We start from the raw sequence: 18496 nt of genomic DNA, 5'->3' as shown, positions 1-18496 counted from the left end.
ATTAACGCTTTATAACTAAGAATCCTTTTGTTTTTTTAAGAATAGACTCTCCTTCAACTTGAATAGTAAAGAAGTATGTTCCTGAAGGTAGTCTGCCTGCACCCATTTTGGTCTTTAGGTTTGCATCTCCTCGGAAAACGGCAGATGTATTATTGTAATTTTTAATTTCAAATACCGCGTCTCCCCATCTATTATAAATCATCACTACATTTTCCGGGTAATACTCAATATTATCAATATGCCAATACTCATTTATACCATCTCCGTCTGGTGAAAACCCGTAGTCAGTTTCATCTTCTGGAATTACTGTAGTAAAAGATTGGTTTTCACATTGTACTGCATCTCCCTTACTGTTATAAGGTGTAATTGTTACGTAAATCTGCGTATTAAAAGGATATTCTTGATTATTGGTGTAGCTCGTTTCTGTACCCATTTCTTGGTTGTTAACTAAATCGGTTCCTCTTGGAGTTGTACCAATGGATAAGCGATATCCATCTGTTTTTTCTACTTCTTCCCAAGAAATGGTAGTCTCTAAAGGAACATCATTTTCGCCATTAAAAGGGCTAGATAATGGGGAACATTCAGGAACTGTTATTTCCGTCTCAAAACTTTCAGAAATACAACCAATAGCACTTCCAGATGTATTGTATGGTGTAATAGTTACATAAATTAAACTTTCGGAAGGTAAATCCTCAGCAAAAGTATAATTGGTTAAAGAAGCAACATCTTCATTATTAACAATGTCGTTACCTCCTAATGAAGTGCCTACAGAAATTCTATATCCATCTGCATCAAAACTTGTGTTCCAAGAAATGTCTGTGATAACCGAAACTTCAGTTGCATTGTTTAATGGAGATACTAAATTTGTACAAGAAGGTATTGGTCTTACCGTAAAACTTTCCGAAGAACACCCAACGGCATCGCCAACTTCATTATAAGGTATTATTGTAACTGTTACTATTTCTCCTGGGCCAAATGAATTAGCAAAAATATGTGTTGTACCTGTTACCACTAAATCGGTTTCATTGTTTGCCGTAGTACTGCTTCCAGAAATGTTTATTGTATAACCATCTGCATCCGTAATTTCATTCCAAGAAATTTCATTAACATTTGCCACTACAGCTCCATTTAATGGGCTAATAAGATTAGTACATAGTGGTACAGTTTTAATTGTAAAACTTTCCGAAGAACACCCAATAGCATCGCCAATTTCATTATATGGTGTTATAGTAACCGTAACGGTTTCTCCTTGTTCAAAATCATTAGAAAAATTATAGTTTGTAGCGGTAGTATCAAAATCTGTAACATTGTTAGTTGTACTACTACTAGCAGAAACACTTAACCTATATGCTGTGGCATTTGCAATAGCATTCCATTCTAAATTAGTATCTACAGCAACATCTATTGCACCATCAACAGGTAAAGTTATGTTTGTGCATGATGGTACAGGTTTAATCGTAAAGCTCTCCGAAGTACACCCAATAGCATCCCCAACTTCATTATATGGTATAACGGTTACTGTGACTGTTTCTCCTTGTTCAAAATCATTTACAAAGGTATAAGTAGTACCAGAGGTTACATCAAAATCGGTTACGTTATTACTAGTACTGCTACTTGCATTTACGGTTAGTTTGTAACCATCTGTATTACCGCTGGCATTCCACTCAATATTTGTGTCTACTGGTATATTTGTAGCACCATCTGCAGGTGTTAACAAGGTAGTACATAAAGGTACTCCGTCTGTGGTAAAACTTTCTTCAGAGCAACTAATAGCATCCCCACTAATATTATATGGAGTTATAGTAACATAAATAATAGTACTTTCCGGTAGGTTGGTTGCAAGGTCGTGGGTTAATACATCACCTACATCACCTGTGAAAATATCCGAACTTCCAGAAGATGAGCCAACGGACAGTTTATAGCCTGTTGCAGATGCTAATCCTGTCCAACTTAAATTGGTGGTAGGATTTACGGCTGTTGCTCCATTTATAGGCGCTGTTAAAACGGTGCATGATGGCGGACTTGTAGAATCTCCTGTAGTAAAGGTTTCTTCCATACAACCTATAGCATCACCTTCTGCATTATACGGAATAATAGTTACGTAATGCATTCTACCTTCTTGTAAATCTTCAGGAATATCATAGGTGGTAAAATTACCTACGTCAATATTGTTTACTATTTCAATTCCACCAGATGTAGTACCAACAGTAACCAAATATCCTGTAGCGTTACTTATTGCTGTCCAGCTTAAATGGGAGTCTATGGCAACATCCGTTGCGCCACTTAATGGAGAAGTTAAATTGGTACATGTTGGTGGTACTGGTATAATTTGGGTATGGAAACGTTCTTCGGTACACAAAGTTGCATCACCTTGGTCATTATATGGAATTATAGTAACGAAAATATCACTGTCTTCAGGTAAATTTGTTGTAAGGTCCAAACTGGTAACGTTTCCTACGTCTTCTGCATTTAAAATGTCGTTTGCCCCAGATGAGGTTCCTGCGGTTATTTTATAACCATCTGCATTAGAAATTGGGTTCCAACTTAAATCTGTAGTTACAACAACATCTGTTGCGGCATGCAAAGGGTCTGTTAGATTGGTACATTCAGGAATGGTTGCTGGACTGGTAGATATAGTAAAACTTTCTTCGGTACAAGGACCAACAGCATCTCCTTCTGTATTAAAAGGAATTAAGGTTACGTAGACTACATCTCCAGTATTGAAATCGGATGCAAACTCGTATGAGGTTTCATTGGTTATAGTGGCATTATTTACAATATCATTACCTTCAGATGTGGTTCCTACCGTTAAACGATATCCTTCTGCGTATAATGCGTGTTCCCATGTAATATTTGTATTTACTGGTACATCTGTATCACCATTGAGCGGAGATGTTAATAGTATACAATCTGGTATGGGACATTCGCGAACATCTTGGTTAAATGTCCACCCAAAATTGTCTATCATAGATTGTCTTTCTTCTTGCGAATCGCAATAGGGTAGGCCTTCTGCACCAAGGGTAATTCCACTATTTAAATTTTGTTCTGACCAAGCTATTAAGGTGTTGTCGTAATTTTCTCTAATTAGCGCCGTATTATCTAGCATATCTCGCATATCGGTTACGCTACTTACATCCCATTCAGCTAAACTTTGGTTTAAAGCAATGGCATTATAGAAAGCAGAACGCATGCTTACAGTACCTAAATTCCATAAATTCATAGGTTGGTTGTATGCCGATGCGTCTCTAAACATATAATCCATTGTATTTACTCCAGAAATACGCCAGTCATTTAAATTCTGATTAAACGCAGTTGCACCACTAAACATTTCTTCCATGGTGGTAACACCACGTACATTCCAATCGCTAATATTTTCATTAAAGGCTATTGCGCCTTTAAACATATCTTCCATGGTGGTTACAGAAGCTACATTCCATGAGTTCATAGTTTGGTTATAACTGGTAGCACCATTAAACATAGCCTCCATTGTTGTTACAAAAGAAACATCCCAAGAGTCTATATTTTGATTGAAGGCCGAAGCTCCCATAAACATATCTTCCATTGTTAAAGCCTCTCCGGTGTTCCAATTAGATAATGGTTCATTAAAAACCAAGGCGTTTTTAAACATGGCTTCAAAATTGGTTACCACAGAAGTATTCCAATTATTTATAGGTTGATTGAAAACGGCAGCATCTTCAAACATAGACTCCATTAAAGTTACAGAGGAAACATTCCAAGAATTTAGGGGTTGATCAAACATTAAAGCACCTTCAAACATAGAAGTCATATTAGCAACAGCACTTACATCCCAACTATTTAATGGCTGGTTAAAAACTTCCGCCTCATTAAACATGTTACTCATATTTACTACAGAGTTCACATCCCAACTATTCAATGGTTCGTTAAAACTAATAGCAGAATTAAACATGGAAGACATATCTGTCACATTAGTTACTAGCCAGCTGTCTATATTTTGATTAAAAACCTCAGCATTACTAAACATGGAACTCATAGTAGTAACAGAAGAAACGATCCAATCGTTTAAAGGTTGATTAAAAACTTCTGCGTTGCTAAACATAGAACTCATGGTAGTGACTGAGGATACATTCCATTGGTTTAAGGGTTCATTGAATGCTATTGCGCTACTAAACATAGAGTTCATATTGGTAACGGAGGATACATCCCAATCATCTATATTTTGGTTAAATTCATTTGTAGATGCGAACATACCACTCATGGAAGTAACCTTGGATACATCCCAATCTAAGGGTTGGTTAAATGCTTCTGCATCATAGAACATAGAAGCCATATTTGTAACTTCACTGGTAACCCAAGTGTCCAAGGGTTGGTTAAATTCTCTAGCGGCGTAAAACATGCTAGACATATTGGTTACTTTACTAACATCCCAACTATTCAATGGTTGGTTAAAAACATGAGCACCTTTAAAGGCATCGTTCATAAGGGTTACGTTACGAACATCCCAATTATCAATATTACCGTTGAACAAATTTGTGTCTTCAAACATTTCGGACATATCAGTAACAAGGGTAAGGTCTGGAACATCAGTAGCATTGTACTCCATATTTTCACAGCCAAAGCAAGCTCTTTTCATAGATTGATACTCATGTGTACCCCACTGATCAATAGAAATTACTTCGTCAGCATCTCCATAGTAATGATAAGGAGCAGGGAAATCACCAATTATGGAAATCGTATATATGCCCGGCGTATTGTATATGTGTCTAATATCATTCGTTACATTGTTGTTGTATTCACTATCTCCCCAATCAACGGAGTAATTATAGCTGTAACTAGAATTTCTTTGTATTCTAAAATCATACTGGTCAGTGCCGTAAGTATGCCCAAATCTAGTATCTATCGTAAATTTATAGGCAGCTGGACTATTGACCCATGAGGGTACTACGGTAAAACTGAATTCTTCACAGCCAACTGCCGGGCCTTCACCATTATAAGGTGTAACGGTAATGAAAATAGTATCGCCTGGAGTAAATTCGTTGGTAAAAGTTAAAATTTGTATGTTGCCAACATCATAATTATTTGCGGGGCTTCCACTGATATTTACAAAGCTACGGACTCCACCTCTTTCCACCTCTAAGTCAATATAGTAACCGGTAGCATTTGGTGCGGCAGCCCAATGTATGTTAGAATTTGCAGGAACATTTGTATCTCCTTCAGCAGGGTTTGTAATTGTAGTGCAAAATACATTTGTACAGTTAACAATGTCTCCAGTTATAGTCCAATTATGGTTATCAATAAGTTCTAGTCTTGCAAGTCTACCATCACAATATTTTAAGCCTGTTGCTCCTAAGTCAACATCATCTTCTACGGTTTGGGTGGCCCAACCGATTAAAGTAGCGTCATAATTTTCCTCGGATAATCCAGAGTTGGATAACATAGATGTCATAGATGTAACGGAAGAAATGTCCCAAGATGATAAGTCTTGGTCAAAAGCTTCAGCATTTAGAAATGTATTTCTCATTCTTGTTACAGCAGAAGTATTCCAGTTATCAAGAAGTTGGTTGAACAAAGGTGTATTTGCAAAAATACCATCTAAATTGGTAAGCGAAGTAATTGACCAAGCGTTAAGTGGCTGATTAAATTGCGTTGCGTTATCGAACATACTACTCATATTCGTAACATTAGAAACTTCCCAGCCTTCAATATCTTGGTTAAAACGTGAATCATGAAACATATTACTCATGTTCGTAACGCTGCTAACATCCCAAAGGTCTAGTGGTTGATTATAAGCAGTTACGTATGTAGATGCCCAACCGGCAAACATATTGCTCATATTGGTTACCTTACTAACATCCCACCCATTTAGTGGTTGGTTAAAAGAAGAACTCTCAAACATCCCAGCCATGGTTTTAACATTACTAACATCCCATTGATCTAGAGGTTGGTTAAATGCCTTTAAGCTACCCGCACTACCAAAAGTTCTGCTCATGTCGGTTACCTTACTAACATCCCAATCATTTAAAGGTTGATTAAAATTATTATTTTGTGCAAACGTGCTAGCTAATGTTGTAACATTACTAACATTCCACTTGTCTAAGGGTTGATTAAAAGGACAATTTTGAAACATCCTAGATAAGTCTGTTACATTATCTACTTCCCAATCGTTAATAGGTTGGTTAAATGATGATAAGTAAAACATCCCAGCCATTGTGGTTACCTTACTAACATTCCATAACTCTAAAGGCTGATTAAAAGTTCTGGCATAGTAAAACAAATTAGACATGTCTGTTACGTTACTAACATTCCAATTGTTAATGTTCTGATTAAAATCTTCGGCATGGTTAAACATATTAGACATTGTAATTACAGCACCCGTACTCCAACTATCTAATGGTTCATTAAATAGTTCAGCTTCGTAAAAAGCATAAGACATATCTGTTACCGAGTTCGTTGTCCAATTTTCTAATGGCCTATTAAATGTTTCTGCGTTATAGAAAACACCCGAGATGTCTGTAATAGTAGCTGTATTCCAGTTATTTACAATTCCGTTAAATGACCGACAGCCTCTAAACATTTGTTTTAAGGAAGTAACCTGAGAAAGATCTGGTGAATCAATTAAATCAAAATTCATATTAGAACAACCAAAGAAAGCATTCTCCATAGTTCGCCATTGAATATCGCCCCAAGCTAATATTTCAATGATTTTTAGTTTATCATTAGCCCGATCATCATTAAAATAGATAGCTGGGAAAGTTCCGCTTATTTCAATTGTATAGGTCCCTGGTGCTGCATAATCATGGGTTATATTGCCTGTTACTCCAGTATCTGTAGAGCCATCTCCCCAATCTATATCATAATTGTAAGTAGTATATGCGGGGTTGGTAGGTATGGTTATTTGGTTGATAGCAGAAGAACCTGTTTCTGTGTTATTGGTATTCCAGATTGAGGAAAATTCTTGCCCTAAAACACAAAAGCTAAAAAGTAATAGGAACGTAGTAAGTATATGTTTTATCATAGTAGGTTTAGGTATGAAATGGTAACGTTACTTTTTTTTTATTATGATTTATGGTATAATTGAATTTGTCTTTTTGTTGTGAACCTTATGTTTTTATAGGTAAACAAGACAAAATTAGAGGTTCATATATAGGTGTAGTAGGCTGAAAACAGGGAAAGTTATTAGGCTGTAAATAGCCTTTGCATTTTAATACATAAAAAAAGCGGTATTTAGATAGTAACTACTATTTAAATACCGCTTAAAAAAATAAGAAAAATGGAGTGGGTGCTTTTACACCTTATTCATTTTCTCACGAATTTCATTTAAACAAAGGTTGCCTAAACTTCCTTCATGGGTGTGTTTAATATCTCGTTTAGGAGAAAAAGTACCTTCGTTAATTTCTATACCCATTTTTTTGTAAGCATCTCTAAAAGGTATTCCGCTTAATACTAGCTCATTAAGGGTGTCTACACTAAATAGATAATCGTACTTAGGGTCTTCTAAAATTCCTGTGTTTACTTTAACTTCTTTTAAGCTAAAAGTTAAAATGTCTAAACAAGATTTTAATTCTTGAATTGCAGGAACAATAACTTCTTTAACCAATTGCAAATCTCTATGATAACCACTAGGTAGGTTATTAGTAATAAGAATTAATTGGTTAGGTACTGCCTGTATTTTATTACACTTACCTCTTACCAACTCAAAAACATCTGGATTTTTTTTATGTGGCATTATACTACTACCCGTAGTAAGTTCATCTGGGAAAGAGATAAAATCAAAATTCTGACTCATATACAAGCAAATATCCATAGCCATTTTAGATAGAGTAGCGGCAATACTACTCATACCAAAAGCAGTAGCTTTTTCTACTTTTCCTCTCCCCATTTGTGCAGCAACTACATTGTATTTTTGTGTAGCAAAATCCATTTCTTTGGTAGTAAAACTTCGGTCTATAGGAAAAGAACTTCCGTAGCCAGCAGCGCTTCCTAGTGGGTTTTGGTCTGCAATTTTGTAGGCAGCATCAATAAAATATAAATCGTCTACTAAACTTTCTGCATAAGCAGAAAACCATAAGCCAAAAGAAGAAGGCATTGCAATTTGTAAATGCGTGTAACCAGGAAGTAGCACTGTTTTATATTTATCTGCAAGATTTATAAGAAGACTAAAAAGAGATTTAGTTTGTTCTTTAATTTCTTCTAATTCATTTTTTAAATACAAATGCATAGCAACTAAAACTTGGTCATTTCTAGATCTTGCCGTATGTATTTTTTTCCCAGTGTCTCCCAGTTTTTTAATTAAAAGAAATTCTATTTTAGAGTGCATATCTTCAAAAGAATCTTCAATAGTAAAAGTTTCTTTTTCAATAGTTTTTTTAATAGATGCCAACTCTTGCACAAGAGCATCCGTTTCTTTTTGTGTAAGTAAACCAATTTTTCCTAGCATTTTAGCATGCGCTGTAGATGCAATTACATCGTACTTTGCTAATTGTAAATCGAGTTCCCTATCATTACCAACCGTAAAATGGTCTATTTTTTTATCGGTGCTAAATCCTTTATCCCAGAGTTTCATAATCTTTAGTATTTAGTATTTAGTATTTAGTATTTAGTATTTAGTGTTGAGTATATCTAAATACTCTTTACTTAATACTAAAATCTATTTTATAAATCCGTTTAATATTTTAATATATAAATCTATTCCTTCTTCAATTTCATTTATGTAGATAAATTCATCTGCTGAATGCGAACGTGTACTATCTCCAGGTCCTAATTTTACAGATTGGCAAGTTAATGCTGCTTGGTCTGATAGGGTAGGAGAACCGTAGGTTTCTCTTCCTAAAGCTATTCCACTTTTAACCAATGCATGGTTTTTGTCAATTTTTGAGGAGTTTAACTTAAGTCCGCGTTCTTGAATTTCGCATGGCGCTTCTGCCTTTAATAAATCTGCTATTTCTTTATTCGTATAACTGTCATTAACACGAACATCAATAACTAGCTCTACTTGCGCGGGTACCACATTGTGTTGGCTTCCAGCATTTATTTGCGTTACTGTGAGTTTTACATCGCCTAATGCTTCGGAGGTTTTGGGAAATTTGTAATTCTTAAACCAATCTAAAACTTCAATAGTGTTATAAATAGAATTATTATTGTTTGGGTGTGCCGCGTGAGACGGAGTTCCTTTTACAATAGCATCAAAAACTACCAAACCTTTTTCTGCGATTGCTAATTGCATTAAGGTTGGTTCGCCAACAATAGCAACATCTATTTTAGGAAGACTAGGAAGTAATCCTCTTAAACTGTTAACTCCGGCATTTTCCTCTTCGGCCGAAGCTACCATAAGAATATTATGGTTTAAATTTTCTTGCGCATAAAAATGAGAGAAAGTAGCTAAAAGAGAAACCAAACATCCACCAGCATCATTACTTCCTAAACCGTATAATTTACCGTCAATTACTTCTGGTAAATATGGGTCTCTGGTGTAAGCTTTATTAGGTTTTACGGTGTCATGATGAGAGTTTAATAGTAAGGTTGGTTTACTATCGTCCCAATGTTTGTTTTTTGCGTAAACGTTATTATTATCTCTTGTAAAAGGAATAGAAAAACTAGTAAACCAAGCTTCAATAGCATTGGCTGTTTTATCTTCTTCTTTAGAGAAAGATTGTATACTTATTAGTTGCTTTAATAACGCAATAGCTTTCTCTGTAAGTACTTTTTGTTCCATTTATAAAGTAATTGATGTAAAGAGTTTAGCATTTGGCTGTATCATTTCAATATCTCCCAAACAAACTTTATTTACGTTGTTATGAAGCGCATGAAAACAATTTTCCAATTTTGGAAGCATGCCATCTGCAATAATTTTTTGCTCTAAAAGCTCTTGGTATTTACTAGTGTTAATGTCCGTTACTACAGAGTTTTCATCTTTAATGTCTAAAAGAACTCCTTTTTTTTCAAAACAATAATAAAGAGTTGTTTCATAAATTTTACTCATCCCAATAGCTACCTCAGATGCTATAGTATCTGCGTTAGTATTTAAGATGTTTCCTTCGCCATCATGAGATAATGCACAAAAAACAGGAGTTACTCCAGTTGTAATAAGGGTGTTTAAAAAGGTGGCATTTATGCCATCTATATCGCCAACAAAACCAAAATCTACTTCTTTTACTGGTCTTTTATGTGCTTGTATTGCGTTACCATCTGCGCCACTTAATCCTATAGCATTCGTTCCTTTTGCTTGTAAGCTAGCAACTATATTTTTATTGGTTAATCCGCCATAAACCATAGTAATAATTTCTAGGCTTTTAGCATCTGTAACTCTACGACCGTTTACCATTTGGGATTTTATCCCTAATTTGGCAGCTAATTGTGTAGCAAGTTTTCCGCCACCATGCACTAATATTTTAGCGCCTTTTAATTGAGAAAAGAAGTTTAAAAATTTAGCAAGTTCTTCTTTGTTCTCTATTACGTTACCTCCAATTTTTACGATGGATAATTTCTCTTTCATTATAGGCTTTCTAATATTTTCTTAAGTACTATTTGCGCAGCGTAGGTTCTATTATTTGCTTGTTCTATAACTATAGATTGGTCACTATCTAAAACAGCATCATTTACTACTACATTCCTACGAACGGGTAAGCAGTGCATAAATTTAGCGTTTCCTAATTTTTCCTTGGTCATCATCCATTTAGCTTCGGTGCTCAGTATTTTACCATAATCGGAATAATTACTCCAATTTTTTACAGAAACAAAGTCAGCATTTTGAAGTGCTTTTTCTTGGTTGTATTCAATTTTAGCACCTTGTGTAATTTGAGGATTTAATTCGTAACCAATAGGATGTGTTATAACAAATTCTGCATCTTGCAATTTCATCATTTCTACAAAAGAATTGGCTACAGCATGAGGAAGTGCTTTAGGATGAGGAGCCCAGGATAAAACAACTTTCGGTCTTTTTTTACCTTTGTTTTCTTCTATAGTAATTGCATCTGCCAAACCTTGTAGCGGATGACCAGTAGAACTCTCCATATTTACAATAGGAACTGAAGCGTGTTTTTTAAAACCGTTTAAAACCAACTCCGCTTCATCTTGTTCTTTATCTGTTAACCCAGCAAAGGCACGTATACCTATAATATCGCAATATTGAGAAACTACTTGAGCCGCTTCTTTTATGTGTTCCGAAGTGCCTTTATTCATTATGGTACCATCTTCATATTCTAGAGCCCAACCTTCATTCCCAAAATTCATAACCATAACTTCCATACCCAAATTTGTAGCTGCTTTTTGGGTACTAAGTCTTGTTCTAAGGGAATTATTAAAAAATAATAAGCCTATAGTTTTATTTGCACCTAAGTCATTATTTTTTTTTGGATTTTTCTTAAGTTCTCTGGCTTCTTCTACTAATTTAGGAAGTGAATCAATATCCTTTATAGAAAGATAGTTTTTCATGTATAATGGTTTTAGTGTTTAATTTTCGGGGTTAATTTTAGTAAAATCACTTTTGTTCATTATGGCATCTAGGATAAAATTATCTTTTATACCATTTACAATCCAAGTTTCTATTCCAGCTTTTTGAGCTATAGTCGCTGCATCAATTTTAGATTGCATTCCTCCTGTGCCATGGGAGGATTTTTCATTATTTACTTCAGCTACTAAATTAGAGATTTTTCTTACTTTTTTAATGGTTTCAGGAAAATTATTTAATAGAGATTTTTTGGTATAAATACCGTCTGTATTAGTTGCTATGATTAATAAATCGACATTTAATAAAGCGGCTGTTAATGCTGCAAGTTTATCATTATCTCCAAATTTTATTTCATCTGTTGCCACAGTATCGTTCTCATTAATTATGGGAATATAGTTGTTAGCCACTAATACATTAATAGTATTTTTTATATTAGATTGCGTCTTAGGTTTTTCGAAGTCGGAATAGGATAGTAGACATTGTGAACTGAATAAGCCTAGCTCTCTAAAATTTTCTTGAAAAATACGCATTAGGTGTGGTTGTCCTATGGAAGCTAAAGCTTGCTTAACATTAATCTCTTCTCCGTTATGCTCTAGTTTTACAAACTGTTTGGCAGCGGCAATGGCGCCTGAACTTACAATGATAAATTCATATTCATCTTGTAAATCTGCAATTTGCCTTCCAATATCCTCAATTTTTCCTCTAGAAATATGGTTAGTTTCTTTGGTTAGGGTATTGGATCCTATTTTTAGTAAAATGCGCTTCTTTTTCATTTAATACTCTTCCTTAGACTTATGTCTAACGTTTATTAAAAAAACTTCTCAATGAGAGTTACCTTGTTTGTCCGTTTCCTAGAACATACCATTTATTAGTTACCAAATGCTGTAATCCTATTGGTCCACGTTGGTGTAGTTTATCTGTACTTATGGCTAGTTCTCCTCCTAAACCAAATTGCCCACCATCTGTAAATCTTGTTGATGCGTTATGATAAACGGCAGCTGTATCTACAGACTGCATAAATACATTTGCGTTTTCTTCATTAGAGGTTATAATAGCAGCAGAATGCCCGCCTCCATATAAGTTAATTTTAGAAATTGCTTCTTCTAGGGATGAAGTTTGGCCTAGAACAATTTTGTAATCTAAAAATTCCTCATACCAAATTTCTTCATTTTCTATGGAAGTTGTTCCATCTAAAGAGGAAAAAGCTTCGTCCGTGAAAATTTGAACATTACTTTTCTTAAGTTCGGTCATTAGTTGTTGTACAAACTGCTGTTTTCTAGGTAAATCAGCTGCTATAAGTACTTTATCTAAAGCATTGCAGGCAGAAATTTTGGTTGTTTTTGCATTAATAATAATATCCATTGCCATTTGCAAATCGGCTTCTGCATCTATATATACAAAATTGTTACCTCTACCGCTAACTATTACGGGACAGGTTGCATGTTGTTTTACAAAAGCAATTAATTTTTCGCCTCCTCTTGGGACAATTAAATCTAATTTTTGTGAAGGGTTCTCTAAGAATGCTTGTGTTTCTTTTCTATCAAACTGTAAATAAGTAACCCAATCTTTATCGCATGCATGCCTATCTAAGGCTTTATGCCATAAATTTATCAATACTAAATTACTATTTAACGATTCTTTACCTCCTTTTAAAAGTATTTTATTCCCAGATTTAAAAGCAATACCGGCAGCCTCAATAGTAACATCGGGTCTAGATTCATATATAATTAAAATAGTTCCAAAAGGAGCTGTTTTATTTTTCACATGTATTCCATTTTCATGGGTAAAAGCAAAACGTTCAATGCCTAATGGGTCTGGTTCATTAGCTAGTTGCTTTAGCGATAAAACCATGCCGTCTATTTTATCTTGGTCTACCTTTAAGCGATCACGCATAGAAATATCATCGCCTTTATAAGATTCTAAGTCTACGGTATTAGCTTTTAATAATTCCGATTTATGCTCTAGAATGAGCTCGGCCATGGTCAGTAAAACGGTATTACGTTCTTTTATGTTTAATAAGATACTCACTATAGTTCTTCTTTAAGAGCATTAAAAAATATATCTATTTGTTCCTTGGTACAGTTTAGAGCTGGTAAAAAACGGAGTAGTTTTTTATTCATAGCTCCACCTGTAAATATATGCTGGTTATAAATCATTTTTTTGCGTAAGTCACCTACTTCAAAATCAAATTCAATCCCTAGCATTAAACCTTTTCCTTTAATGTCTTTTATTTGTGGAATTTCTTTTGCTTTTTCTTTAAAATAATTACCCACTTCATCAGCGTTTTCTATTAGGTTTTCATTTTCTAAAACTTCTAAAACTGCGGTTGTTGCAGCACATGCCAAATGATTGCCGCCAAAAGTGGTTCCTAACATTCCGTAAGAAGCCTCTATACTCTCGTGTATTAGAACGCCTCCAACTGGGAAGCCATTACCCATTCCTTTTGCGATACTAATAATATCTGGTTTTATAGCATGATGTTGAAATCCAAAGAATTTACCACTTCTGCCAAAGCCACATTGTACTTCGTCTGCAATAAGAAGCGCTCCATTTTCTTTGGTTAATTTGGTAATTGCTTGAAAAAATTCTGCATTTGGCTCATCCAAACCTCCAACACCTTGTATTGCTTCTAAAATAACCGCGCAAACATCTCCTTTACTAATTTCTGCAGTAAAGGCAGCAATATCATTAAAAGGTAAAATAGTTACTTTTTGTTGTTTGTTTATTGGCGCATTGATTTTCTCATTATCTGTTGCAGCAACTGCAGCAGATGTTCTTCCGTGGAAGCCATTTTTAAATGCAATTACGCGAGATTTCCCAGTTTTAAAAGAGGCTAATTTTAATGCATTTTCATTGGCTTCGGCCCCAGAATTACATAAAAATAAGTTGTAACCTTCACAGTTAGATAACTTGCCTAACTTGGTAGCAAGCTCTACTTGTAAAGGGTTCTGTACCGCATTGCTATAAAAACCAATTTTGTCTAATTGGTTTTTTAGTTTTTCCACATAATGAGGGTGCCCATGACCAATAGAAATTACAGCGTGTCCGCCATAAAAATCTAAGTATTCTTGTCCTTTATCATCTATAACTACCATTCCTTTTGCAGAAACAGGAGTGACATTATAAAGCGGATATACATCAAATAATTTCATACTATGTTTTTTAAGAATAGGTTGGATTTACTCTTTTTTAATTTGATTTATTTTTTCGAAGGATGCTACAATTCCTTGAATTAAAGAAGAGCTTAAGCCTTGATGCTCCATTTCATTTAATCCTTCAATAGTACAGCCTCCAGGAGTGGTTACACGGTCTATTTCTTCTTCCGGATGATTCCCAGATGCTAATAATAAACCGGCTGCACCATCGCAAGTGTGTTTTGCTAATTCTTGGGCTTCTTTAGCTTCAAAACCTAGTTGTATAGCACCTTGCGTGGTAGCACGTATTAAACGCATCCAAAAAGCGATACCACTTGCACAAATTACTGTAGCGGCTTGCATTTGCTCTTCTGGAATAACCATAGATGCACCTACTTTATCAAAAATAGATTGCGCTATAGCTATTTTGCTTTTACCAATATCATTACAACACATACAAGTCATAGACTTACCTACCGCAATAGCAGTGTTTGGCATACTTCGGATAATATTTTTATCACTACCAACAATACTTTCTATACGAGCAATACTAAACCCAGTAATTACAGAGATTATAATATGGTTTGACGTTAGTAAATCTTTTACATCTTCTAGGATGGCCTCTAAATGGCGCGGTTGAATAGCAAAAATTAGAACGTCAGAATTTTTAACAGCTTCTCTGTTATCACTGGTTAAAACTACGTTTTCATAACTAGTGTACTCTTTAATGTCCTCTAGATTTCTTTTGGTTAGGTACATAGAACTAGCTCCTTTGCTATCTAATATTCCTTTACCAATGGCTAATCCTAAATTTCCTGTTCCTATGATGGCTACTCTCATACTTTTAGTATTAAGTGGTTATTACAACGTATTAAGTTTTTAATGCCTTAAAAATGTACAACTTTTGATGGTTTAAATTTTTTTGTTCCTATTTATAATTGTTGGTAAAATGCATTAAGTAGTTAGTATTAAGGTTGTTATTTCAATTCGCAATAATATTTTCATTACTCATTACTCATTACTCATTACTCATTACTCATTACTCATTACTCATTACTCATTACTCATTACTCATTACTCATTTAAAATACTCCAGCCTTTAAATTTAGACCTTCGTTTTCATTAAACCCAAACATTAAATTCATGTTTTGTACTGCTTGGCCAGATGCTCCTTTTAAAAGGTTATCTATGGCAGAAGTAACCAATAAAGTATTGCCATGTTTATGTAAATGAATATGACATTGATTGGTATTTACAACTTGCTTTAAGTGTATAGGCTCTTCAGAAATTTGCGTAAAAAGTGCATCTTTATAAAAATCATTGAAAATAACTTTGGCACTTTCTAGATCACCCTCATATTTTGTATAAACTGTTGCTAAAATTCCTCTTGTAAAGTTTCCTCTATTTGGAAGGAAGAAAAGTTCTCCTATATTTTCTTGTAAACTAGCTAGACTTTCTCCTATTTCTCCTAAATGCTGATGCGTAAAAGGTTTGTACCACGACACATTATTATTTCTCCAGCTAAAATGAGACGTTGCAGAAGGACTTACACCTGCACCTGTACTACCTGTAACTGCGTTTATATGTACATTATCCTGTAGTTTATTTTCTTTTGCTAATGGTAATAAGGCTAATTGAATAGTAGTAGCGAAACAACCAGGATTGGCAATATAATTTGCCTTTTTAATGTCTGCTTTTAAAAGTTCTGGTAAGCCATAAACAAATTCTTTTCCTTGAAAAACAGCATCATCATTTAATCTAAAATCATTACTTAAGTCAATAATTTTAGTGTTCTCAGAGAAAGGATTCTCATTTAGAAATTTGGTAGAATTACCGTGTCCTAAGCAAAGAAAAACCAAATCTACATTTAGATTTACATCGCCTGTAAAAGCCAAATCGGTAACGCCCAATAAATCTCCATGAGCACTGGTAATTTTTTTACCAGCTCTTGTAGTGCTGTATACAAAATCTATTTCTACTTGCGGGTGGTTTAATAAAATTCTAATGAGTTCTCCACCAGTATAACCAGAACCACCAATAATTCCTACTTTAATCATTTTCTTGATTTACGTGGTTATATATTTTTCCAGAGTTAGAAAGTATTTTAATAAAACCTTTAGCATCATCTGCCGTCCAACCTTTATTTACTTCCCCATATTTACCAAAAGCATCGGTCATTAAATCGTGCTTAGAAGCTATTCCGTTTAATCTAAACTGGAAAGGGTAAAGGCTTAAGAAAACATCACCAGAAACATTCTTTTGCGTATCTGTAAGAAAAGCCTCGATATTTCGCATTACTTCATCTAAATAATTGCCTTCATGTAATAACATTCCGTAGAAGTTACCTTGCTGTTCTTTTTGGTATTGTTGCCATTTGCTTAACGTATGTTTCTCTAGTAGATGGTGTGCTTTTATTATAATTAATGCAGCGGCAGCTTCAAAACCAACTCTACCTTTTGTACCAATAATAGTATCTCCAACATGTATGTCTCTTCCAATAGCATACTTAGAAGCCATGGCTTCTAGCTTTTCTATATTAGCAACTGGGTTATCTTTAGCACCATCAATAGCAACTAATTCTCCTTTTTCAAAAGTTAGTTTTACATCTGTAGGTTCTTTTTCTTGCAACTGACTTGGGTATGCGCTATCTGGCAAAGCTTTTTCGGAAGTTAGCGTTTCTTCACCACCAACAGATGTTCCCCAAAGGCCTCTGTTTATAGAGTATTTTGCTTTTTCCCAAGAATAATCTACACCATTTTCTTTTAGATATTCTATTTCTGCTTCTCTAGATAGTTTATTGTCTCTAATAGGAGTTATAATTTCTATTTCTGGAGCAATAATTTGAAAAATCATATCAAATCTAACTTGGTCATTACCAGCCCCAGTACTACCGTGGGCAATATAATCTGCACCAATTTTTTTTGCATAATTTACAATCTCAATAGCTTGTACAATACGCTCGGCGCTAACAGAAAGAGGGTAGGTGTTGTTTTTTAATACATTGCCAAAAATTAAATATTTAACCACTTTATCATAGAAGGTTTGTACGGCATCTAAAGATGTATAACTAGTAGCTCCTAAATCTAAAGCCTTAGAATTAATAGTAGCAATTTCTTCTTTAGAAAAGCCACCTGTATTTACACTTACAGCATGTACTTCAAATCCTTTGTCTTTTGATAAATATTTTGCGCAATAGGATGTATCTAAACCTCCACTATATGCTAAAACTAATTTTTTCATTCTATGTATTATTTACTCCCGTATTAACGGAAAATCTATTTTTGTTTCTTTTTTAAGAATAACTGTTCCTTTATTCTTTTTAATCTTTTAAAAGCTTTGCCATTCACTTTTTCTTCTATTTCCTTCTCTTTTTGTGCCGCTTTGGGGTCGTGTAACATTCCAGTACACAAACACATTTTTCTTTCGGTTCTTGTTAGGATATCAAAATTTTTGCAGGTTTGACAACCTTTCCAAAATTCAGGGTCATCCGTAAGTTCAGAGAAAGTAACAGGTTTGTATCCTAGTTCGTAATTAATTTTCATTACAGCAAGTCCCGTAGTAATCCCGAATATTTTTGCATCAGGAAATTTTTCTTTAGAGAGATTAAAGACTGCTTTTTTTATTTTCTTGGCTAAACCTTTATTTCTGAAATCAGGGTGTACTATAAGACCAGAATTGGCAACAAATTTTTCGTGCCCCCAAACTTCTATATAACAGAATCCAGCGAATCTTTCGCCATCCAGAGCAATAACAGCATTACCTTTTTCAAGTTTTTGCTTTATATATTCTGGACTACGTTTGGCAATACCAGTGCCTCTTACCTTTGCAGATTCCCCAATGGTATCGCAAATAATATCGGCGTAAGTAAAATGTGATGTATTAGCAATTACAATTTTCATTGAATGCTTATTTAATTTAAAAATGAATGACTAATTGT

The 18496-nt window shown here is 34.5% G+C and carries 12 protein-coding genes; all 12 read right to left on the bottom strand.

What is annotated here, in order from left to right; translation table 11 throughout:
* Position 1 precedes the first annotated feature (1 nt).
* Positions 2–6994, bottom strand: a complete 6993-nt coding sequence (locus tag Q0856_RS07805) for a BspA family leucine-rich repeat surface protein (RefSeq protein WP_298503931.1) — start codon at positions 6992–6994, stop codon at positions 2–4.
* Positions 6995–7264: 270 nt separating this feature from the next.
* Positions 7265–8542, bottom strand: a complete 1278-nt coding sequence (gene argH / locus Q0856_RS07800) for an argininosuccinate lyase (RefSeq protein WP_298503928.1) — start codon at positions 8540–8542, stop codon at positions 7265–7267.
* Positions 8543–8626: 84 nt separating this feature from the next.
* Complete coding sequence (locus Q0856_RS07795; RefSeq protein WP_298503926.1) at positions 8627–9691, bottom strand: M20 family metallo-hydrolase; 1065 nt, start codon at positions 9689–9691, stop codon at positions 8627–8629.
* Positions 9692–10471: an acetylglutamate kinase gene (argB, locus tag Q0856_RS07790; RefSeq protein ID WP_298503924.1), complete on the bottom strand. Its 780-nt coding sequence runs from the start codon at positions 10469–10471 to the stop codon at positions 9692–9694. It lies immediately after the preceding gene.
* Positions 10471–11409, bottom strand: a complete 939-nt coding sequence (locus Q0856_RS07785) for an acetylornithine carbamoyltransferase (protein ID WP_298503922.1) — start codon at positions 11407–11409, stop codon at positions 10471–10473. Before Q0856_RS07785 ends, argB begins: the two co-directional genes overlap by 1 nt.
* An 18-nt stretch (positions 11410–11427) precedes the next feature.
* Complete coding sequence (gene proB / locus Q0856_RS07780; protein WP_298477569.1) at positions 11428–12198, bottom strand: glutamate 5-kinase; 771 nt, start codon at positions 12196–12198, stop codon at positions 11428–11430.
* A gap of 58 nt (positions 12199–12256) precedes the next feature.
* Positions 12257–13453: a glutamate-5-semialdehyde dehydrogenase gene (locus Q0856_RS07775; protein ID WP_298503919.1), complete on the bottom strand. Its 1197-nt coding sequence runs from the start codon at positions 13451–13453 to the stop codon at positions 12257–12259.
* Complete coding sequence (locus Q0856_RS07770; protein WP_298503916.1) at positions 13453–14577, bottom strand: aminotransferase class III-fold pyridoxal phosphate-dependent enzyme; 1125 nt, start codon at positions 14575–14577, stop codon at positions 13453–13455. Before Q0856_RS07770 ends, Q0856_RS07775 begins: the two co-directional genes overlap by 1 nt.
* Before the next feature lie 27 nt (positions 14578–14604).
* The gene (gene proC, locus Q0856_RS07765; RefSeq protein ID WP_298477579.1) at positions 14605–15399 is read right to left on the bottom strand and encodes a pyrroline-5-carboxylate reductase; all 795 of its coding nucleotides are present in this window, start codon (positions 15397–15399) and stop codon (positions 14605–14607) included.
* A 242-nt stretch (positions 15400–15641) separates the two neighbouring features.
* Entirely contained in the window at positions 15642–16616 is a 975-nt protein-coding gene (gene argC / locus Q0856_RS07760) for an N-acetyl-gamma-glutamyl-phosphate reductase (RefSeq protein ID WP_298503913.1), read from the bottom strand.
* Positions 16609–17799 (bottom strand): argininosuccinate synthase domain-containing protein, encoded by a 1191-nt coding sequence (locus Q0856_RS07755; RefSeq protein ID WP_298503912.1) that lies wholly within the window; start codon positions 17797–17799, stop codon positions 16609–16611. Before Q0856_RS07755 ends, argC begins: the two co-directional genes overlap by 8 nt.
* Before the next feature lie 35 nt (positions 17800–17834).
* Positions 17835–18458: a GNAT family N-acetyltransferase gene (locus Q0856_RS07750; RefSeq protein WP_298477586.1), complete on the bottom strand. Its 624-nt coding sequence runs from the start codon at positions 18456–18458 to the stop codon at positions 17835–17837.
* Positions 18459–18496: the final 38 nt, after the last annotated feature.

It is taken from the genome of uncultured Maribacter sp. (genome assembly GCF_947496775.1).
Taxonomy (GTDB): domain Bacteria; phylum Bacteroidota; class Bacteroidia; order Flavobacteriales; family Flavobacteriaceae; genus Maribacter_B.
This window is presented reverse-complemented; position numbering and strand designations above follow the sequence as displayed.